The 19,376-nt window shown below is 34.3% G+C and carries 20 protein-coding genes; 7 read left to right on the top strand and 13 right to left on the bottom strand.

Annotated elements, in window-relative coordinates:
- Position 1 precedes the first annotated feature (1 nt).
- The 5 genes from HA141_RS03050 to HA141_RS03030 form a co-directional block, all read right to left on the bottom strand.
- Positions 2-1,531, bottom strand: coding sequence for a carboxysome shell carbonic anhydrase (locus HA141_RS03050; RefSeq protein WP_209116782.1), 1,530 nt, complete (start codon positions 1,529-1,531; stop codon positions 2-4).
- 7 nt (positions 1,532-1,538) lie between these two features.
- Positions 1,539-3,833 carry a carboxysome assembly protein CsoS2 gene (gene csoS2 / locus HA141_RS03045; RefSeq protein ID WP_209116780.1) on the bottom strand — a complete coding sequence of 765 codons (2,295 nt, stop codon included), beginning with the start codon at positions 3,831-3,833 and terminating at the stop codon, positions 1,539-1,541.
- A gap of 91 nt (positions 3,834-3,924) precedes the next feature.
- Positions 3,925-4,266: a ribulose bisphosphate carboxylase small subunit gene (locus tag HA141_RS03040; protein ID WP_011862568.1), complete on the bottom strand. Its 342-nt coding sequence runs from the start codon at positions 4,264-4,266 to the stop codon at positions 3,925-3,927.
- An 88-nt stretch (positions 4,267-4,354) separates the two neighbouring features.
- Positions 4,355-5,770: a form I ribulose bisphosphate carboxylase large subunit gene (locus HA141_RS03035; protein ID WP_011862567.1), complete on the bottom strand. Its 1,416-nt coding sequence runs from the start codon at positions 5,768-5,770 to the stop codon at positions 4,355-4,357.
- 69 nt (positions 5,771-5,839) lie between these two features.
- Entirely contained in the window at positions 5,840-6,151 is a 312-nt protein-coding gene (locus HA141_RS03030; protein WP_002807869.1) for a BMC domain-containing protein, read from the bottom strand.
- Between the two features lie 327 nt (positions 6,152-6,478).
- Here HA141_RS03030 and rdgB point away from each other — a divergent pair, with 327 nt between their 5' ends.
- Entirely contained in the window at positions 6,479-7,063 is a 585-nt protein-coding gene (gene rdgB, locus HA141_RS03025; protein WP_209116778.1) for an RdgB/HAM1 family non-canonical purine NTP pyrophosphatase, read from the top strand.
- A gap of 8 nt (positions 7,064-7,071) precedes the next feature.
- On the opposite strand, the gene HA141_RS03020 is transcribed toward rdgB, so the two are convergent.
- On the bottom strand, positions 7,072-7,842 hold the full coding sequence (locus HA141_RS03020) for a hypothetical protein (RefSeq protein ID WP_011818055.1): 771 nt from the start codon (positions 7,840-7,842) through the stop codon (positions 7,072-7,074).
- Positions 7,843-7,939: 97 nt separating this feature from the next.
- Between HA141_RS03020 and HA141_RS03015 the strand changes: the two genes are divergently transcribed.
- The 4 genes from HA141_RS03015 (at position 7,940) to bchL (ending at position 12,379) form a co-directional block, all read left to right on the top strand.
- Entirely contained in the window at positions 7,940-8,308 is a 369-nt protein-coding gene (locus HA141_RS03015; RefSeq protein WP_209116776.1) for a hypothetical protein, read from the top strand.
- Between the two features lie 157 nt (positions 8,309-8,465).
- Positions 8,466-9,722: a ferredoxin:protochlorophyllide reductase (ATP-dependent) subunit N gene (locus HA141_RS03010; RefSeq protein WP_209116774.1), complete on the top strand. Its 1,257-nt coding sequence runs from the start codon at positions 8,466-8,468 to the stop codon at positions 9,720-9,722.
- A 6-nt stretch (positions 9,723-9,728) separates the two neighbouring features.
- Positions 9,729-11,300 (top strand): ferredoxin:protochlorophyllide reductase (ATP-dependent) subunit B, encoded by a 1,572-nt coding sequence (locus tag HA141_RS03005; RefSeq protein ID WP_209116772.1) that lies wholly within the window; start codon positions 9,729-9,731, stop codon positions 11,298-11,300.
- A 191-nt stretch (positions 11,301-11,491) separates the two neighbouring features.
- A complete protein-coding gene (gene bchL, locus HA141_RS03000; RefSeq protein WP_209116770.1) occupies positions 11,492-12,379 on the top strand; it encodes a ferredoxin:protochlorophyllide reductase (ATP-dependent) iron-sulfur ATP-binding protein in 888 nt (295 codons plus the stop codon).
- Positions 12,380-12,385: 6 nt separating this feature from the next.
- On the opposite strand, the gene HA141_RS02995 is transcribed toward bchL, so the two are convergent.
- The 3 genes from HA141_RS02995 to psaM all read right to left on the bottom strand — a co-directional run bounded on the left by HA141_RS02995 (position 12,386) and on the right by psaM (position 13,980).
- Positions 12,386-13,390 (bottom strand): SDR family NAD(P)-dependent oxidoreductase, encoded by a 1,005-nt coding sequence (locus tag HA141_RS02995; protein WP_209116768.1) that lies wholly within the window; start codon positions 13,388-13,390, stop codon positions 12,386-12,388.
- Between the two features lie 53 nt (positions 13,391-13,443).
- The gene (locus HA141_RS02990) at positions 13,444-13,791 is read right to left on the bottom strand and encodes a hypothetical protein (protein WP_209116766.1); all 348 of its coding nucleotides are present in this window, start codon (positions 13,789-13,791) and stop codon (positions 13,444-13,446) included.
- 84 nt (positions 13,792-13,875) lie between these two features.
- Positions 13,876-13,980 carry a photosystem I reaction center subunit XII gene (gene psaM, locus HA141_RS02985; protein WP_245157261.1) on the bottom strand — a complete coding sequence of 35 codons (105 nt, stop codon included), beginning with the start codon at positions 13,978-13,980 and terminating at the stop codon, positions 13,876-13,878.
- Between the two features lie 196 nt (positions 13,981-14,176).
- Here psaM and HA141_RS02980 point away from each other — a divergent pair, with 196 nt between their 5' ends.
- Positions 14,177-14,809 carry a lipoyl protein ligase domain-containing protein gene (locus tag HA141_RS02980; RefSeq protein WP_245157302.1) on the top strand — a complete coding sequence of 211 codons (633 nt, stop codon included), beginning with the start codon at positions 14,177-14,179 and terminating at the stop codon, positions 14,807-14,809.
- Positions 14,810-14,831: 22 nt separating this feature from the next.
- On the opposite strand, the gene HA141_RS02975 is transcribed toward HA141_RS02980, so the two are convergent.
- Positions 14,832-16,055: a site-2 protease family protein gene (locus HA141_RS02975; RefSeq protein ID WP_209116759.1), complete on the bottom strand. Its 1,224-nt coding sequence runs from the start codon at positions 16,053-16,055 to the stop codon at positions 14,832-14,834.
- 55 nt (positions 16,056-16,110) lie between these two features.
- On the opposite strand from HA141_RS02975, the gene HA141_RS02970 reads away from it, so the two are divergent.
- Entirely contained in the window at positions 16,111-16,767 is a 657-nt protein-coding gene (locus tag HA141_RS02970) for a phosphoribosylanthranilate isomerase (protein ID WP_209117902.1), read from the top strand.
- Here HA141_RS02970 and folE read toward each other — a convergent pair.
- From folE to HA141_RS02955, 3 genes are all read right to left on the bottom strand, one after another.
- Complete coding sequence (gene folE / locus HA141_RS02965; RefSeq protein ID WP_209116757.1) at positions 16,764-17,504, bottom strand: GTP cyclohydrolase I; 741 nt, start codon at positions 17,502-17,504, stop codon at positions 16,764-16,766. The genes HA141_RS02970 and folE overlap by 4 nt on opposite strands.
- 152 nt (positions 17,505-17,656) lie before the next feature.
- Positions 17,657-18,391: an SDR family oxidoreductase gene (locus HA141_RS02960; protein WP_209116755.1), complete on the bottom strand. Its 735-nt coding sequence runs from the start codon at positions 18,389-18,391 to the stop codon at positions 17,657-17,659.
- Positions 18,366-19,373: an acetyl-CoA carboxylase carboxyltransferase subunit alpha gene (locus HA141_RS02955; RefSeq protein WP_209116753.1), complete on the bottom strand. Its 1,008-nt coding sequence runs from the start codon at positions 19,371-19,373 to the stop codon at positions 18,366-18,368. Before HA141_RS02955 ends, HA141_RS02960 begins: the two co-directional genes overlap by 26 nt.
- Between the last annotated feature and the right edge of the window lie 3 nt (positions 19,374-19,376).

Genomic DNA, 19,376 nt, shown 5'->3' with positions numbered 1-19,376 from the left:
ATTAGTGAGCCTCCTCTGTTTTTTTATCTAAAGACATTCCAATAATTTTGGCGGAATGGATGTTGTCCCTATCTCTAATAGTAGAGCAAGTATGTAACAAACCTTGATCAACTAAATTTTTATATCTAATTGATATCGCATTATTAACTCTTTCACAATCTTTTATTGCCCTCTCTTTTGCTCCGGGTACTTTGCCAGAGTAATCAAACCTTATTACTACCGGAATAGGTAGATCTTGAGAAACATTTAAGCCAGAAAAAATCTTCACTCCTACATCTAAATCTGGAGCCCCTTCTTCGACTGTATCTAAATGAGCAAAATAAGTTAAATTTCTGAGATGTACTTCTTTAAAACCTATACCTACCCCAATAAACCTCTCTGCATGTCCAATATCTTCATAAGAACCATTATGAAAACTCTTAACATAATCAATTTGAGAAATATTATTGACAATTAATTTATATATAAATTTTTCCAGTCCACTGAGTTTATCTTTTGAAGATTGCATAGAAATTGTCTGACAAATTTCTCTTTCTGAATCCTCTTTTGAAAAATTTATTGTTGAATTATAAATTTCTAATGTAGAAATAGTTTTTTCTAAATCTATACCGCCATCGCTAGTTGATAAATGTATTTTTAATGAATCAGTATCTGTATCAAGTCCAATTAACATTAAATCCACAGAAGCTCCGCAGCAAAAGCTATTCTCTACGGCCTCTTTGAAAGCATATAATTTATTTCTACCTTCTGCTGCAGCTAACTCATCATTACTCCCATGAGCTGCGCATCCCTGATGCAAAGGATCTACTGAACTAAAGTGATAAGTTACAACTTTTAAATACCTTGTATCCTTATGAGCTTCATTAGGAACATTCTCTCTATATCTTTTATGTTCAGTTTTCACCCATCGATTAACGGTATTTTCAATATCAAAAAGTGCTCCAGCATGGGATCTTCTTCTTACTGAACTAAAAGGTATTCTCATTACATAAGCAACTGAATGAGCTAATCTTCCATCTGAACAAGGAGTTATATCAAGTAAATGTATTCCACAATCTAAGAGAAATTTTTCAAAGTCTTCCGCATCCCTACTTCCAGAAGCACCTTCAAGTGGATCATTATTAAAAAAATTGTCACTTAGTTTCTCATGCTGTTTGAAAGCACACCATGCATATAAAGCTCTCATATCAAGAGGTTTAACCCAAGATTTATCTAATACATGTAGGGGTAAATCTATTCCCAAATTTTTTCTTGATATTTTCTGTGCCTTATTTATAAAATCTTCGTGATGTTGAATTCGAGCAATTTCCTTGAGAGTTGGAACAATTTCATCAAAATCACTTTTTATTTTGCTTTCATACCTAAATAGATTTTCATTTTGGATATTATTGGTTAATTTATGAGACTTTCCAGAATTTCGTAAATTATTTGATTCTTTAGTTTGTGTATGGATATTTTCAGTAAAAGTTTTCATTGGAGCGGTTGGCCCCAATGTGAAGTTCTTGGCTTTAGCCAGTCCTCTTAAAGGCATTATTTACTTAACCTCTTGCACCACCTGAAAAGGTAACAAGTTGTCCTTCACGAGTATTACCACTAGATCCAGTTATCAAGAAATCTGGTTTTTCTGTTTCCTCATTTCTTTTAACTTCCATAGGGGGCATTGCACTCATGAATCCTGCTCTTGATGGATTTCGCTTTCTAGAAGAAGCTCCCTCTGTGCCTGTTACCTTATCACCGCGATCCCAATCATCACCAGTTACGTTTCCCACTGATTGTCCTTCACCGGTAATCCTCGAAGCAACTCTTTTTTCTGGTGTTTTTGCGGCACGATCTACCTCCTCAATTTCCATTTTTTGTTTATAAGTAATATTTTTATTCGGTTCAAATCTAAATTTTTCAGTACCAGTGACCTTATCAACTGCCATATCAAAAGGTCCTGTTACCTTTGAACCATTTTCATATTCATTACCCGTAACACCTTGAGTATTTTTTTCAGAATATTTATCTCTTGATGGTGATTTAACAGAGAATTCATTCCAAGAGTTACCTGCTGACTTTTCCGAATTCGCATAAGCAGTATCATTTGGAGGATTATCACAAGCTTGTGAGAACTGATCTCCACCAACATAAGGAGTCCCTGTTAGGTTTTTACAAGCACCTTTCTTAGCACCTGTCATTACTCCGCCAATTCCTGGTTGTTGTCCTGTAAGTCTGGCATTTGAATTATTTCCAGAATTAACTGTTGCTCTTGATTTCATATCTTCAGAAGTTTCAGTATTACAATTCTCTTTAATCTGATCTAAGCCTGCGTATGGTGTTCCTGTTAACACTTTGCATGAACCTGGTTCATCTCCAGTTACTATTTCTGATCTTCCTGTCATAGTGCCGCTTATTAAATTTGACTTTGAAGAAAGGCTTAAACCTACTTTTCTAGCTTCTGGTTTTGGTTTTGAACCGCAAAACTTCTCGTATTGTTGAGATCCTATATATTCATCTCCAGTTACATTCTTACAACTCCCATGTTCATTGCCTGTCATATGGTCTGATCTTCCAACCCCTGTACCAGTTACATTATTCCCATTAAGAGTGTTGTAACTACCTACTTTTTCAAATGCTTTGCCTTTTGGATTTGGCTCAGAGCCAAGATATTGATCTCCAGTTAACTGATGTCCAGAACCTGATTCATCTCCAGTTACTAGGGTTGATCTACCAGGAAGTGATCCAGATACTTTTAATCCATCGGTTGTAGTACTGTGTTTAACCTTTGAAGGATTTTTTGGAACATCACCACAATACTTCTGTGATTGATTAGAAGATACATATTCAGTACCTGTAAGGTTTTTACAAGTCCCTGGCTCATCGCCTGTGACCCTATCAGATCTACCAACTTCATTCCCAGTCACTTTATTTCCTGATGTTGTTGCAGTAACAGTAGATCTAAGTGGTTGTTTATAACTTGGTCTATCTTGACAAAATTGATCAACAACTTCTGCTCCCATGTATTGGGTGCCAGTAACTGTTCTGCATGTACTTGCTTCATTACCTGTAGTTTTCACAGATCTATTTGCTTGTGTTCCAGTCACTATTTGACCTGAATCAGTTTCACTTTTACCAACTTTCCAACTAGCATCTGCAATATTTTGTTTGGCGCCATTTTTATTTGGACCACATGGTCTACATTTACCATTACCTTTTTTGCCTGTAGCACCAGTTTTACTTCTTAACTCTCTCACTCTCTGAGAAATTTCTCTACTACTTAAATCTGGATCTCCCCTTCTAGCTAGAGAAGCGGCACTGGTATTTTGTTTAGTTGCTGATTTACCATGCTTAGATTGAGCTTCTCTTCTCGCTAAAACAATATCTCTACTTGTATTAGTAATAGGCTTTCTCTTCTGATTAATTCTTCTCTTAACGCTGGGTTTGAGGGACTTAGATTCTGTACTAGTTGAATCCTGACTTTCTTGATTTTTATTTATAGTTGAATTAACTATGTTTACAGGACTTTCTTTTTTAACATCAGTACGTGTTCTATCGGATGAAGTTATAGCTGATTTTCCATGGGTAGACATTGCTTTTCTTCTCTCTATTACTAACTCTTTACTGGATAAAGTTGTTGAAGAATTTCTGTTAACTTGAGTTTTTGGAATATGTTTTGTAGCTGGTTTTGAAATATTATGATTATTTGGAGAAGACTGAGTCCCAGAAATATGTATATCTTGAGAAGATCGAACTCTATCTTTGGTAGTTGAGGAATAAGCAGCAGCTTTTTTACCGCTATCACTCATCGCCTTTCTTCTTTCAAGTGCAATCTCTCTGCTAGTTTTTTTTGACATAATCTTCAAGTTTGAAATTCTTTAAAAACTTTTTTAAAAAACTTTCTCCAAAAAATTTTTTGGAGAAAGATATTAACTACGATAAGTAGCTTTAACGTCCTTGGAAAACTACAAAAGCTGTTCCTTGACTTTGAGTGTAAGCATCGTATCCGATGATTCTTACATGATGATCAGGGTATGCTCTATGACATGCCTCTAATTCGCTCACGATCAAGTTAAGATCTTTTTCCCCAAAGAATGGGAGTTTCCAATAAGACCAATAAGTTTGCATACATCCACTTGGATGAACATGCTCAATAACTGGACTCCAACCTTGAGCAATTATGTACGCAATTTGGTCATATATTTCTTCCTGGGTCATCGGTGGTAAGAAACCGAATGTTTCCAGGGTTGCAACTGTTTGATAGTCGCTTACTGTGCTCTGGAAAGGCATAATTAATCAAAATGTGAATGTAATTACTCGTAAAAACGAGATTTTAATAATTTTGAGGAGAATTAATCTCCTCAAATTGGAACTTGAGTTAACCCTGAACGTCAAGCTTGTCGACAGTGTCAAACTCGAACTTAATTTCCTTCCAAGTTTCTAGAGCAATAGCTAATTCAGGACTATGCTTAGCAGCTTCCATAAGAATGTCTCTACTCTCTTTTTCGATTTCGCGACCAGCATTACGGGCTTTTACACAAGCTTCTAAAGCAACTCTGTTAGCTGCAGCTCCAGCAGCTGAACCCCATGGATGACCATGTGTTCCTCCACCGAACTGAAGACAGGAATCATCCCCAAAGATTGCAAGAAGTGCAGGCATATGCCAAACATGGATACCACCTGATGCGACTGCAAATACTCCAGGCATTGAACCCCAATCTTGATCAAAGAAATTTCCTCTTGATCTATCTTCAGGTACAAATGACTCTCTTAAGTTGTCAATATAACCAAGAGTTGTTTGACGATCACCTTCTAGTTTTCCAACCACGGTTCCAGTATGTAGTTGGTCTCCTCCAGATAGTCTCAAACATTTTGCAAGAACTCTGAAGTGAATACCATGCTTTGGATGTCTATCAATAACAGCATGCATAGCTCTGTGAATATGCAGAAGCATGCCATTTTTACGACACCAATTAGCTAATCCAGTATTTGCAGTAAAACCACCAGTTATATAATCATGCATGATGATTGGCATATCTAGCTCTTTTGCAAATTCAGCTCTTTCATAGAGTTCTTCAGGAGTGTTAGCAGTACAATTTAGATAGTGACCTTTAACTTCTCCAGTTTCTCGCTGAGCAAGCTTAACTGCTTCTGCAACAAACTCAAATCTTTCTCTCCAACGTTGGAATGGTTGAGAATTAATATTCTCATCATCCTTGGTTAAATCAAGACCGCCTCTAAGACATTCATATACAACTCGACCATAGTTTTTACCAGATAATCCTAATTTAGGTTTGATGGTACAACCAAGAAGAGGTCTTCCGTATTTGTTAAGTCGATCTCTTTCAACTACGATTCCATTCGGTGGACCACCGCAAGTTTTAATGAAAGCAATTGGGAATCTAATATCTTCTAGACGTAGATGTCTTAGAGCTTTAAATCCAAAAACGTTTCCTACAAGAGATGTTAATACGTTTGTAATTGAGCCTTCTTCAAAAAGATCTAAAGGATATGCAATAAAAGCATAGAAAGCTTCAGGATCTCCAGGAACGTCTTCGATTCGATAACAACGTCCTTTATAAAATTCTAAGTCTGTAAGTAACTCGGACCAAACTGTTGACCAAGTACCTGTTGAAGATTCAGCGGCAACAGCTGCTGCAACTTCTTCTCTTGGAACACCTTCCTGACCTGTACATTTGAAACAGGCTAGTAAATCGGTGTCTAGGGGTACATATTCTGGAGTCCAGTAGGTATCTCTGTACTCCTTTACCCCTGCGTCATACTTCTTACTCATAAGGATAAATTTAGGTCTGTGTAGGGAAAATAATTATTTTGCAAAATTTATAAATCTTGCTTTATTTAATTAGTCCTTTTGACCAAGAAATTCACCATTACCTAGAGCAGGTTCAACTTCTCTATGAGGACGAGCAATAATGTGAGCTGCAACTAAACCGTCACCAACTCTTTCACAAGCATCAGCACCAGCTCTTACAGCTGCGTTAACTGCGCCTGTTTCACCTCTAACTAATACTGTGACATAACCGCCACCAACGAATTCACGACCAATAAGGCGAACTTCTGCTGCCTTTGTCATTGCGTCTGCTGCTTCGATTGCAGGTACAAGTCCGCGTGTCTCGATCATGCCGAGAGCGATACCCATTGTTTCTGTAGCCATTGTCTACTAAATACTAAATGTGGAATGTTCAATTCGAAGAATGCTTCATTAAGTACTTATAAGTCAAGCGTTTTCGACAAAATCTCCATTAATGTTTTTTCTATCATTCATAAGTTAAACTTATCACCCTTGGTACTATTGATATGTCAATACTTATGCAAATTAGTTAGTGCATCAAAACATACTGTTGTGTTAAGAAAAAATTTACATTATGTTATTTCCGTACGAGACAGGCCCTGTCTACACAGGTGTGGAATGTTCAACCTTTCCTGTCTCCGTATCAAGCTTTGAAGTAAGATAATATTCACAATAAATTTTTATATTATTTTGAACCTTCCAGTTCTAACTATTGCGAGTGGCAATCAAAGAAAAGTATCTGAAATCTCAGAGATGCTGGATGTTTTGTCTTTAAAGGTTGAGAAGCAACCAGAATATTTAAATGTCGAAGAAACTGGGAAAACATATTTTGAGAATGCACTACTTAAAGCCAAGGCAGCTTCTCTAGAGACAAAAACTTGGGCATTAGCTGATGACTCGGGTCTTGAAGTAGATGTTTTAGATGGTCGACCAGGAATTTATTCTGCTCGATATGCCAAAAATAATGATGAGAAAATTAAAAAACTAATTAATGAACTTTCTGATAGTCCTTATAGGAGCGCAAGATTTATAAGTTGTATGGTTTTGTGCGATCCCTCAGGAAACTTAGTTAAAGATACAACAGGAATATGTTGGGGAGAAATTCTTAAGAACCCCAAATATCCTAATGGGGAGTTCGAATCTATTTTTTGGGTTAAAGAAGCTAATTGTGTTTACGGTGAGCTCTCACAATCACAACTAAATAAATTAGGTAGTAGAGGTAAAGCTGCAAAAATTATGTCACCTTTTTTAAAAAAAGAGATAGGTTTAAATTAAAAAAATTCTCAATAATTTGAAATTTCATCAATTGCTCTTATAGCAGCAGCTGCTGCTTCTTCTACATCTCCTTCTTTCCCAGCAAGAGTTAATCTACCAAAAGCGCCAACTGCCTTTACATCAACAACAGTTATATTTGATGCTTTTTCTGCTTCATTTGCTGCTTTTAAGACATACCCGGCCGGTTCAGTTTCTAATATAAACATGCTCATTCCAGATTGAATCATTGATCCACTTCTGTTTTGTCTATTTATTAAAACAGCATGATCTGGAGTAATAGCTCGAATAACTTCTGTCCAACTTGTTGAAGGTTTGGTTCTTTTTCTTACTTCACTACCAATAGCATCTAGAACGACATCGCCAGAATGCAAAACAGTACTTTGATCTTTATGGTAAAGAGCAAGAGAACCAAATGCTCTTTCAACGATCATCTGTCCAAGTCTTACATTACTAGCCTTTAAAGCAATATCAGTGACTCTATGAACGGCCATCCCAGGTGAGACTTCCATCCAAAGACATGAATCTCCAGGAATTGGTAAAAAACCTCTACTAACAGTACCCATATATGCAGCCAATTGAGGCTGAAGAGAATCTAAAAAAACATATGTTCTTAACTCAATTTGTTCTACTTGACTTGCTTGTCTAGATACCAAAGACTTTTCTGAATCAGTTGTAATAAAACAGCTTGCACCACTGGCCTGAGATTGCACCTCAGATCCGGTAACAAGAGAACTCCCTTTCTTTCGTTCTCCTCTGTTTAAACTAGAAGTTGGTTCCATTCACGCGACTATAACGGATAATGGTTCATTTTTTCTATTAAATTTACTTGCATGCTTCTCACAAAACGATAACTTCAAGTAAAAGATATGCATTTTTATGGGAACTTCTCAAAAAAAAGAACCAAATATTTCTGGCACTGAAAAAGAATTAACTCCTGATCAAACTCTTGGATTAGTCAGTCTAAGTTTGATGCAAAAACTATCTCAGAAAGATCCATCTTTTAGTTGGTTAGAAGAAGATAAAATCGAGAAAGTAAATCTTAAGAACCTTAGAGATAGATTGGAGTTAACGCAATTAGCTATAAATACTGGAGCACCTTTAACTACTTCAGAAGTGACAGCTTTAATTGGAGCAAAGCCCGGGAAATCTAAGTTAGAAAGAGCAGGATTATTAGCAACGAAAATAGCTAGAAATGTATGGAAAATTTCAAAAACAAGTCAAGGAAATTCCTTCTACAGAAATTAAAATATATTCTAAAAATAAATTTCATAACTCTCATTTAAGTATTTAAACATTCATATAAGTTTTTTAAATGTGTAGATTTTGTAAGAGAACTTATTAATTACTTTCTTAAATTTAAAAGTTTATGCAAGCTTGAAATATAAGCTCTTGAAAATTTTTAATGAGTAAAGTTGAATTTAATAAGGAAACTGGCCCCAGAGAGGTTTTTTGTGGTTTAACTTCAATAGTTTGGCTACACAGAAGAATGCCTGATGCGTTTTTTCTGGTTGTAGGCTCAAGGACGTGTGCTCATTTAATTCAAAGCGCTGCTGGAGTTATGATTTTTGCTGAGCCAAGATTTGGTACAGCTATTCTTGAAGAAAAAGATCTTGCTGGTCTTGCTGACGCTCATGAAGAATTAGATCGAGTGGTTAATGATCTGATTGCGAGAAGACCAGAAATAAAAACCCTTTTTCTAGTTGGATCTTGTCCGAGTGAAGTGATCAAACTAGATCTTGCAACTGTCGCAGAGAAATTAAATAAAAGGTTTTTAGGTCAAGTAAGATTCGTTAATTATTCTGGCAGTGGGATAGAAACAACTTTTACCCAAGGAGAGGATGGCGCATTAAAAGCTTTAATTCCATTAATGGATTCCTCAAATGAGGAGAAATTATTATTAGTTGGGACACTTGCAAATAATGTAGAGGATAGGTTTAAAAAGATTTTTAAAAATTTAGGAATTTCAAATATTGAGAGCTTCCCACCTCGACAATCCACAGAATTACCAAAAATTGGCAAAAATACAAAAGTATTATTAACACAGCCTTATTTAAGCGATACGGTTCGAGACCTTAAACATCGGGGTTGTGAAATAATTTCAGCGCCATTTCCTCTAGGTATCGAAGGAAGTACAAAATGGTTTTTAGCTGCTGCTAAAGCTTTCAAAATTAGTGAACTTAAAGTTCATGAAATTATTTCGCCTTTAATCAATAGATCAAAACTTGCTCTTGAATCTCACAAAGAAATACTTAAGGGGAAAAGATTATTTCTTCTTCCTGAATCGCAACTGGAGATATCTTTGGCAAGATTTTTGCATAATGAATGCGAAATGGATCTTATAGAGGTAGGCACTCCTTACTTAAATAAGGATTTAATGAAAGAGGAGATTAATTTATTACCTGATAATACAAAAATTGTCGAAGGGCAACATGTAGAAAAACAATTAGATCGAGTAAGGGAATCTAATCCAGACTTAGTAGTTTGTGGGATGGGTTTAGCTAACCCACTGGAGGCGGAAGGAATTAGTACTAAGTGGTCAATAGAAATGGTATTCAGTCCAATTCATGGTATTGATCAGGCCGCAGATTTGGCAGGTCTCTTCTCTAAACCTTTAAGAAGGAATCAAATACTAACTTCAAAAACTTTAGTAACGCATTAAAAGAATATGGAATTAACTCTATGGACATATGAAGGACCACCACATGTTGGTGCGATGAGAATTGCCTCTTCAATGAAAGATATACATTATGTACTTCATGCACCTCAAGGAGATACATATGCAGATCTTCTCTTCACAATGATTGAGAGGAGAGGGCAAAGGCCTCCAGTGACTTATACAACTTTCCAGGCTAGAGACCTCGGAGGTGATACAGCTGAATTAGTTAAGAAAAATATTAAGGAAGCTGTAGATCGATTTAAACCCAAAACTCTTTTAGTGGGAGAAAGTTGTACAGCAGAACTTATCCAAGACCAACCTGGAGCTCTTGCAAAAGGTATGGGGTTTGACATGCCAATTGTTAATCTTGAATTACCTGCTTATAGCAAGAAAGAAAATTGGGGGGCTTCAGAAACTTTTTATCAATTAACAAGAACTCTTTTGAAAGAGAAAGTAAGTTCTTCAGAAAAAATAAGTCCTCTAAGGTGGAAGGAATTAGGTCGCAGACCAAAAGTCAATATACTGGGTCCTTCATTACTTGGATTTAGATGCAGGGATGATGTAATTGAAATCCAACGTATACTCTCAGAACAAGGAATAGATACAAACGTTGTTGCTCCATTAGGCGCTAGTCCAGAAGATATTGAAAGATTAATTGATGCTGAAGTAAATGTTTGTCTTTATCAAGAAATTGCCGAAGCATCATGTGAATGGCTTAGACGGAACTTTGGAATGGAATATACAAATACTATTCCAATTGGAATAAAAAATACAATTGAATTTATCAATGAAATTCATAACAAGTTGGATCTCCCTTTGACTAATAAAAAAGAATTAGAACATAAGTCAAAACTTCCTTGGTACTCAAAATCAGTTGACTCTAATTACTTAACTGGCAAGAGGGTTTTTATTTTTGGTGATGGGACACATGCAATCGCGGCTGCAAAAATTGCCAAAGAGGAATTGGGTTTTGAAGTAGTTGGTCTTGGTACATACAGTAGGGAAATGGCAAGACAGGTAAGAGCAACTGCAAAAGATCTAAATGTAGAAGCTCTGATAACCAATAATTATCTAGAGGTGGAAGATGCCATGAAGAAAGCCGCCCCTGAACTAGTTTTAGGGACCCAAATGGAAAGGCATAGTGCAAAAAGGCTCGGTATTCCATGCTCCGTAATTAGTACTCCAATGCATGTTCAAGATGTTCCTGCAAGATACAGCCCTCAAATGGGATGGGAAGGAGCAAATGTGATTTTTGATGACTGGGTGCATCCCTTAATGATGGGCTTAGAAGAACATCTTATTGATATGTTCAAACATGACTTTGAGTTTGTTGATGGTCATCAAAGCCATTTAGGACATACAGCTACGCAAACAAAAAACTTTATAAATTCTGATGAAAAAAAAGAAAAAAATAGTAAAGAAGGAATTATCTGGACTGAATCTGGTAGAGCTGAATTAACAAAAGTTCCATTTTTTGTAAGAGGTAAAGTCAAAACAAATACTGAAAAATACGCAATCTTGAGAGGAATTCCAGAGATAAGCGATGAAACTCTTTACGATGCCAAGGCATATTTCAGTTAATTTTTTACTAATAAACTATTATCAAGTCATGAGTATTTTCACTCATAATCTAATAGATTTGATCCCAAAAAATTCAGTTATAAGAACATATTTTCCACTTTTAATACAATTAAATACATATTTGTTTAGAAACACATTTCATGTGTATTTACACTGCAAGAATATAAATAATAATGTTTATTAAGCTTTAAATGACAAGTACTATAAATAAACCTCTTGATGGAGAAGGAAGTGTTCAAGTAAAGCAAGATCCAAAAATAAATATCGAAGAAGGGGCTTTGGTTATTGCCGTTTATGGGAAGGGTGGCATCGGAAAATCAACTACATCATCAAACCTTTCTGCAGCATTCTCAAAATTAGGGAAAAAGGTTCTACAAATTGGATGTGATCCGAAACACGATAGCACTTTCACTTTGACCCACAAAATGGTTCCTACAGTTATCGATATTCTCGAAGAGGTAGATTTTCATAGCGAAGAATTAAGGCCTACCGATTTCATGTTTGAAGGTTTTAATGGCGTAATGTGCGTTGAAAGTGGAGGCCCTCCTGCTGGGACAGGTTGCGGCGGATATGTGACTGGTCAGACAGTTAAACTATTAAAAGAACATCACTTATTAGAAGATACTGACGTTGTTATTTTTGATGTCCTTGGAGACGTCGTTTGCGGGGGATTCGCAGCTCCATTGCAACACGCAAATTACTGTCTAATTGTTACTGCTAATGACTTCGACTCAATATTCGCTATGAATAGAATAGTTTCTGCAATCAAAGCAAAAGCAAAAAATTATAAAGTCAGATTAGGTGGTGTAGTAGCTAATAGATCAAAAGACACAGACCAAATTGATAAATTCAATGAAAAAACAGGTTTAAAAACTATGGCCCATTTTAAAGATGTCGACGCCATTAGAAGATCAAGACTAAAAAAATGTACCATTTTTGAAATGGAACCAACTGAAGATGTTATTGAAGTTCAAAATGAATATTTATCTCTTGCTAAAAATATGCTTGAAAACGTAGAACCTCTAGAAGGAAATCCACTTAAAGATAGAGAAATTTTTGATTTATTAGGATTTGATTAGTCTAAATTAATCTAATCCAACCAATTGGCTTGTTAGATCATAAGTTTCTTGAGAGGTCTTCGTATCAATTATTCTTTTTGACAACTTTTGAGAAAAAGCTTTTCTGCCAGTTTTTTGACGATTTCCCCAGCTCCAATGGACTGCTGGTTTAGCAAATTCTTTATAAGTTGCCACCTGAGCGACCCTCTCTCCTGCCAATCTTTGTGACACATATCCTTTTGTTATGAATTTTTGAAATATCGGGAAAAGGAGTCTAAATAACCAAGGTGTATCTCTAAAAAGTTTTGTATCAGCAACACATCCCGGATATAGAGAATTTACAATTATTTCCGCTACAGGATATCTTTTTGATAATTCCTGAACGGTCACCATATTGCAAAGTTTACTATCCTTATAAGCCTTACCAGGTTTGAATTTCTTTCCATTCGCCATACTTATTGGAGACAAAAAACCATTTTTGAATCCAGATAAATCTCCCAAATCAGCTGGTGCAGGGATGGGGATCCTTCCTCCTAGTTCTGAATAATTAGCAGTGACAGTCCCTAATACTGTAATTCTTGGCTTGAATAAAGTAGCTTTTCCATTTAAAACAATTTCTCTTTCTGAAGATAAAATATTTTCTAAAAGAAGGTTTATCATAAGGAAATGGCCAAAATGATTCACTGCCATAGAGTTTTCAAAGCCTTGAGAAGACCTTTCAGGTCTCTTTAGTCTAGGTTTATAAACTGCTGCATTACAAATAAGAGAATTTATTGGTTGTTTAAATCTTTCTAATATTTCATCGCAACCATTTCTCACATCATCCAAGTTAGAAAGATCTATTTCGATAAAATGAACATTTTTAACTTCCTCTTCTGTCAAGAATTCCTTAGCTATTTCTATAGCTCTTTTATTTGATCGATTAACAGCTATAACCTCCCATCCAAATCTTAAAAGTGGTTTTAGAGTATTTAATCCAACTCCTGAAGTTGTTCCTGTTATTAGGACTAAACCCTTAATGTTCTTACTCACTAGCAAAAAGTTAATAGAAAAATGAAAAATAGAATGATACTAGATCACTCTTATCAACGCCATATTACTCTGATAATGTCCCTAGAAATTATTTGATCCTGATCCTTCATAAATCTTTGCTCACCTTCAGCAGAAAATAAATCATCAAACCTACTCGAAAGATTATTGTATCGATATTTTTCGTACGAAAATGAGTCTTGAATTTCCTTTAGTCTTGTTAATCTGAGCTTGGAACTATATCCAAGTTTAAATAAACTTATTAGTGCTAAAAAGGAAAAACAAATTTTTAAAATCAAGAAAACTAAAGATACAGAATTTTCCTGCTTCTCTTGCTTTTGTTTAAATGCAGAACTAAGGTTTTTTCTATAAAAATTACTATTTTTATATGAAGATTTTGCCAAATTTAGTTATTGGAATATTTACTGGATTAGATAATCCAGCCTCACTATATTATTACCTTAAAAATATAAATTTTCTAATTAATTTTAGTTTCTACCTAAACTAATTCCTAACCTGAGAGCTAAAATTCCTGCATGCATAACTACTATTAGACTTAGTGCAATTAAATTTATTGTTTGAGTTGGCTCCATAGTAAAAAATTTATTTCCTATATTCTCCACCAAAAGAGGGAATTTGACACACTATTACAAAATGCTGTTACGTAATTAATAAATTGAAAGAAAAAATTTATTAAAAATTATTATAAATAAACATACAAAGTTAATTTTGGGAATAAGAAATCAGGCTTTAATTTTTTCAACAAATAATTTACCTGGATTTGATCAAATGGCTTTAGATTTAAATTCTTTAGATCAGACTATTTCCAATCCTGAAATAATTTTCACATTGAGGTTCTACTATTGGACTGGAGATTGGCTTTCAATTGGCTATCACCAAAAGGAAATTCCTCTTCATTGGAAAAATTTATTATCAAATCGGGAAATTAATATTGTTAGACGTCCCTCAGGAGGGGGGGCTGTTCTGCATTCGGGAGGCATAACATATGCATTAACATTTAAAAAAACTTACTATAAATTCTTAAGTTATGAAATGGTTAATAATTGGTTAATTAAAAGTTTTAGAGAATTAGGTCTAAACTTACAATATGGTAATTTACGAAAATCAAGCATTAAAACAAATTGTTTTGGGACTTCATTAATTTCGGATTTAGTTGATCAGGATGGGTTTAAGAGAATAGGTAGTGCTCAATTTCGTAAAAAAGGCGCATTCCTTCAACATGGAGAAATTCAAACAAATCCTTCAAGAGATTTGTGGTTCAAATTATTCAAAGAAGAAGCTCCACCAAAAGTAAATTTAAAACTAACAAATGATGAAATAGTTCAACATTTGAGAAATTCATTTGTGAAAAATAAATCAAATATAAATTTCAAAAATATTGCCATAGATAATAAAAAATAGAAAATTTTAATGACAAGAATTATTAAAGATCGCCTTTCTGCTTCATTGAATTAATTATTTTCGGCAATTCAATTCCTAAGGGATAATGATTTTTAAAGTTTAATTTGTTAACAATATCTGAAGGCAAATTAAAACCTAATTTATTCAATACAAAGTTTCCAATTTTTGACCTATCAATTATCCCCAAAGGGATATCTGCAGCATTGAGAACCAATAAAAAACCTTCATTTGTTTCTTCAATTCTTTCTATAGTTCTCCATAATTTATTGTTATAAGATACACTTTCCAAACTATCGATTGGTTTCATAAAATCTCCAACAAAGTTCCGTTCCCATTTTTTTAAGGAAACAGTTTTTAAAATATTCTCATCAACAAAACCGGTCCATCTACCATTATTCGTAACAAAAAAATATTTATCCGATGCATCCTTCTTATTTTTTATTAATTTATTAAATTGTGAGAAATTTGAATCGTATTCAATTTTCCTCAAAGGCTTTAGTTTAATTTCAGAAACTTTACTAAATTTTAGTATGTTTTCAATTTTAAAAAATTGACTTTCAGATTTTGAAGAATTAACTCCAAACAAGCCCAAAAAAGAAAGAATAAAACCAAAGTAAAAGTTAAATCTAAATAAACAAATTACTCCAAAAAATAAAACAAAAAAAGATAATGATAAATTTACTTTGTTGAGGAAATTTCTTCCTTTATTTTTACTCCCTGAGAAATGCCAAATAATACTTTTTAATAAATTCCCCCCATCTAAAGAACCAATTGGAATCAAATTTAAGAAGCCTAAGAATAAATTAAATATACCTACTCTTGAAATTACATTAACTGCTATTTGTTCTTGAGATGCACTGTTATTACTAATTAAAAGGAGGATAGATGCTGTAGCGAAACATAAAAGAGGTCTAACAATTGCAATTTTTATATTACCTAAAGCAGTTTGACAATACTTATCTATTTGTAAAATTGCTCCTAAAAAATAAAAAGTAATGTTTTTTATTTTTACACCCTGATTAAGTGAAACAAAAGTATGAAAAACCTCATGAAAAATAATTGAAGATAATAAGAAAAAAGAAGTTAGAAACCCTATAATCCAAGCTTCTTTATTATTATAAATATTGCTAGAAGATAAATTGACCTGATTACTTATACTCCATGAGAATAAAAAGAGAATAACAAACCAATAGGGATGAACTTTAAAGGGAATTCCCCATATTTTAAAAATTTGCCAACTTCTCAAAAATAATCTCCGCTATATTTAGCAATAATATTAATCTTACATGCAGGATAATGATATGCCCAAGACTATTCCTTTAGTTAAAATTTGTGGACTAACCTCTGAAGAACAAGCTCTTAAAATCGCTAAATTAGGAGCAAATGCTATTGGCATTATTTCCGTTGAAGAGTCTCCAAGGTATGTATCAGCTGAAATTAAGAAAAAAATATTTAAAACCCTTGAAAATTTTTATCCAAAAATTGAGAGGGTATCAGTTGTACAAAATTGTCCAATAGACTTAATTATTAAAAATTTCTTAGGAAACCCCACTGAAACTATCATTCAATTACATGGCGATGAAGATATTGATTATTGCAAAAAAATAAGGGAAAAAATTCCTAATATTGGCCTTTGGAAAGCTTTCAGAATAAAAACAGAAAAGGACATAGATAAAATAAAACCTTTTGAGAATTTTGTAGATGCGATACTACTTGATTCTTGGAATAAAGAAACTTATGGAGGTTCAGGTAAAAAAATAAACTCTATACATCTAAAGAATTTGCAATTTAGCAAACCATGGTGGTTAGCAGGTGGAATATCAATTGAATGGATTGATGAAATCCTCACTGATTTAAAACCAGATGGATTAGATATTTCGAGTAGTATTGAAATATCTCCAGGATTAAAAGATATTAAAAAAACAGAGGATTTTCTTAAGTTTCTGAAAAGAAATTAGTAATTATTAGTAGCGGACTGCTGTTTTACAAGCTCAAAAAATTCTTGTTTTAAACTTAAATCGTGTCTAAAATCTCCTCTTACCACAGAATTAATCATACTTGTATTTGGTTCTTTGACTCCCCTCCACTTCATACAATAATGTTGAGCTTTAACAATAATGCCTAAACCTTTAGGTTCGCATAGTTTTTCAATTTCATCTGCAAGAATCATTACAGCTTCTTCCTGAATATGAGGTCTTGAAAAAACCCAATCGGCAACTCTAGCAAATTTTGAAAGCCCAATGACTTTGTTTCCAGGTTTTATACCTATCCAACACTCTCCTAGAATTGGCACTAAGTGATGTGAACATGCAGATCTGACAGAAATTGGGCCAACCGTATAAATTTCATCAAGATTCTTGTCATTAGGGAAACTGGTAACTTTAGGTTGTTCGTGATATCTGCCTTTAAAAACTTCATTTAAATACATTTTTGAAACTCTTTCAGCAGTTTCTTGAGTATTATGATCGTTTTCAACATCTATTACGAGGGATTTTAGTAAGTCTTTAACCCTTGAGGCTACTTCTTTTTCTAAAATTTCTAATTCACCAGGATTTATAAAATCAGAAATATTATCATTGGCACTAAATCTCACCCCAGAATTCTTAATTCTGTCTCTAATAATTTCAGAAATTAGTTTATTAGTAATCTGGTCGTCAAAGTTTCTAATATTATCGTTGGGTAATGTAGAGGTCATAAAATTTTAAACAGAAAATTGTATGCAACTTAATTAACTGTATCTTCCAATGCTTGATTGCTCATATACTATATCACATTCTCTTGTTCAATCGGGTTCAAATAGCACTAAAAAAAATCACTATTTTAAGATTAATCAGATATTGAGAATGTTTAAAAGGCTCCGCCAGATGGCATCAAAGTCAAGTCTTCGATCAATTGAGATTCAGGTTTTTGAGCCATGTATAGAATAGTTTCTGATACCTCTTTTGAGGAGAGCATAGAAGTTCTATCGAAATCAGAATTGATTGATTCGGAGTCCCAAAGAGGAGTATTTACTGAACCAAGAGTTATTGTGCACGCTCTTATTGAATTAGGTCTCTCCTCCTCCCTCAAGCATTTAGTAAACATAGCTAGTGCAGATTTTGAAACACAATAAGCTCCCCATTGGGGGAATGCATTATAAGAGGCATGACTACTAACATTAATAACTAAACCGCCATTTTTTCTCATTTGAGGAATTATTGCACTACAAATTTGAAAAACACTTGTAAGGTTTATTTGAATAGTTTGTTCCCATTGACCTAATTCCATCTCAACTAAAGGGCCATTAACTGCGCAACCGGCATTATTTATCAATACTGAAGGGCACCCATACTTCTTAATTGCCTCTTTAACACAATGCTCTATTTCTAGAGGATTAGATAAATCACATTTTACTGGGTTAATTTTTGATTTAGTGGTCAAAAGTTCTCTCTTTAGTTTCTCCATTAAATCCATATTCCTGGAGAGTAAAATTAAATCCCAGCCAGCATTGGCAAAAGTAATTGCGGTAGATCTACCAATACCTTTCGTAGCACCCGTTATAAAAGCTAGTTTCAAGTTATTCAGTTTTTTGGGGGATTTCACTATAAATTTCTTCAATATTATTTGCTTCGATAAATTTACCTAAAACCCTAAACTTTTTGTATCTTTCCTCAATTAATTCTTCTTCAGGCATTTGCAATAAAGCATTAAGGTGTTTTTCAATAGCCTTTTTTAGTGTGTTACCAGCATCTAAAGGAGCCCAATTATTCCCACCAGAAGGTTCTGGTAATACCTCATCTATTATACCTAATTTAAGTAAATCTTTACCTGTAATTTTAAGTGCTGATGCAGCTTCTGGTGCCTTAGCAGCATCTCTCCACAAAATTGATGCACATGCTTCCGGACTAGCAACTGTGTAAACACTGTGTTCAAACATTAGTAACCTGTCGGCAACACCTATTCCAAGTGCTCCTCCAGAACCTCCTTCTCCAATGACAGTAGCCACAATTGGAACTTTCAATCCAAACATCTCTCGAAGGTTTCTAGCAATCGCTTCACCTTGACCTTGTTCTTCAGCTTTTAAACCGGCATAAGCTCCGGGAGTATCAATAAATGTAAGGATTGGCAAAGAAAATCTATTTGCATGCTGCATTAATCTAAGAGCTTTTCTGTAACCTCCAGGTTTTGCCATCCCAAAATTTCTTACTACATTTTCTTTTGTGTCCCTTCCTTTCTGATGCCCTAACATCAACACTGGTCTATTATTTATCGAACCTATCCCCCCAATTAGTGCCATATCATCGCCACCATTTCTGTCTCCATGTAATTCGATCCAGTCATCACAAAACATTTGAACAAAATCCAAAGTACTAGGTCTTTGAGGATGTCTAGCTACCTGAATCTTTTGAGCAGGGGTGAGAGATTTAAATATTTCTTCTCTTCTCCTAGCAGCTAAGGTTTCAAGCTGCAGAAGCTGTTGACTAACATCTACTTCTGAATCTCGAGCTAATTCTTTAATTTGCTCTATCTGCTTCTCAAGTTCAACAAGAGGCTTTTCAAAATCAAGGAGGTAACGTTTAGCCATAAT

The sequence above is a fragment of the Prochlorococcus marinus XMU1402 genome, assembly GCF_017696205.1.
Taxonomy (GTDB): domain Bacteria; phylum Cyanobacteriota; class Cyanobacteriia; order PCC-6307; family Cyanobiaceae; genus Prochlorococcus_A; species Prochlorococcus_A marinus_AC.
This window is presented reverse-complemented; position numbering and strand designations above follow the sequence as displayed.

Excerpts from the sequence above, each read along its gene's own strand:
- HA141_RS03050 (WP_209116782.1), bottom strand. The coding sequence starts at position 1,531 with ATGCCTTTAAGAGGACTGGCTAAAGCCAAGAACTTCACATTGGGGCCA.
- csoS2 (WP_209116780.1), bottom strand. The coding sequence starts at position 3,833 with ATGTCAAAAAAAACTAGCAGAGAGATTGCACTTGAAAGAAGAAAGGCG.
- HA141_RS03040 (WP_011862568.1), bottom strand. The coding sequence starts at position 4,266 with ATGCCTTTCCAGAGCACAGTAAGCGACTATCAAACAGTTGCAACCCTG.
- HA141_RS03035 (WP_011862567.1), bottom strand. The coding sequence starts at position 5,770 with ATGAGTAAGAAGTATGACGCAGGGGTAAAGGAGTACAGAGATACCTAC.
- HA141_RS03030 (WP_002807869.1), bottom strand. The coding sequence starts at position 6,151 with ATGGCTACAGAAACAATGGGTATCGCTCTCGGCATGATCGAGACACGC.
- HA141_RS03020 (WP_011818055.1), bottom strand. The coding sequence starts at position 7,842 with ATGGAACCAACTTCTAGTTTAAACAGAGGAGAACGAAAGAAAGGGAGT.
- HA141_RS03015 (WP_209116776.1), top strand. The coding sequence starts at position 7,940 with ATGGGAACTTCTCAAAAAAAAGAACCAAATATTTCTGGCACTGAAAAA.
- HA141_RS03010 (WP_209116774.1), top strand. The coding sequence starts at position 8,466 with ATGAGTAAAGTTGAATTTAATAAGGAAACTGGCCCCAGAGAGGTTTTT.
- HA141_RS03005 (WP_209116772.1), top strand. The coding sequence starts at position 9,729 with ATGGAATTAACTCTATGGACATATGAAGGACCACCACATGTTGGTGCG.
- bchL (WP_209116770.1), top strand. The coding sequence starts at position 11,492 with ATGACAAGTACTATAAATAAACCTCTTGATGGAGAAGGAAGTGTTCAA.
- psaM (WP_245157261.1), bottom strand. The coding sequence starts at position 13,980 with ATGGAGCCAACTCAAACAATAAATTTAATTGCACTAAGTCTAATAGTA.
- HA141_RS02980 (WP_245157302.1), top strand. The coding sequence starts at position 14,177 with ATGGCTTTAGATTTAAATTCTTTAGATCAGACTATTTCCAATCCTGAA.
- HA141_RS02970 (WP_209117902.1), top strand. The coding sequence starts at position 16,111 with ATGCCCAAGACTATTCCTTTAGTTAAAATTTGTGGACTAACCTCTGAA.
- folE (WP_209116757.1), bottom strand. The coding sequence starts at position 17,504 with ATGACCTCTACATTACCCAACGATAATATTAGAAACTTTGACGACCAG.
- HA141_RS02955 (WP_209116753.1), bottom strand. The coding sequence starts at position 19,373 with ATGGCTAAACGTTACCTCCTTGATTTTGAAAAGCCTCTTGTTGAACTT.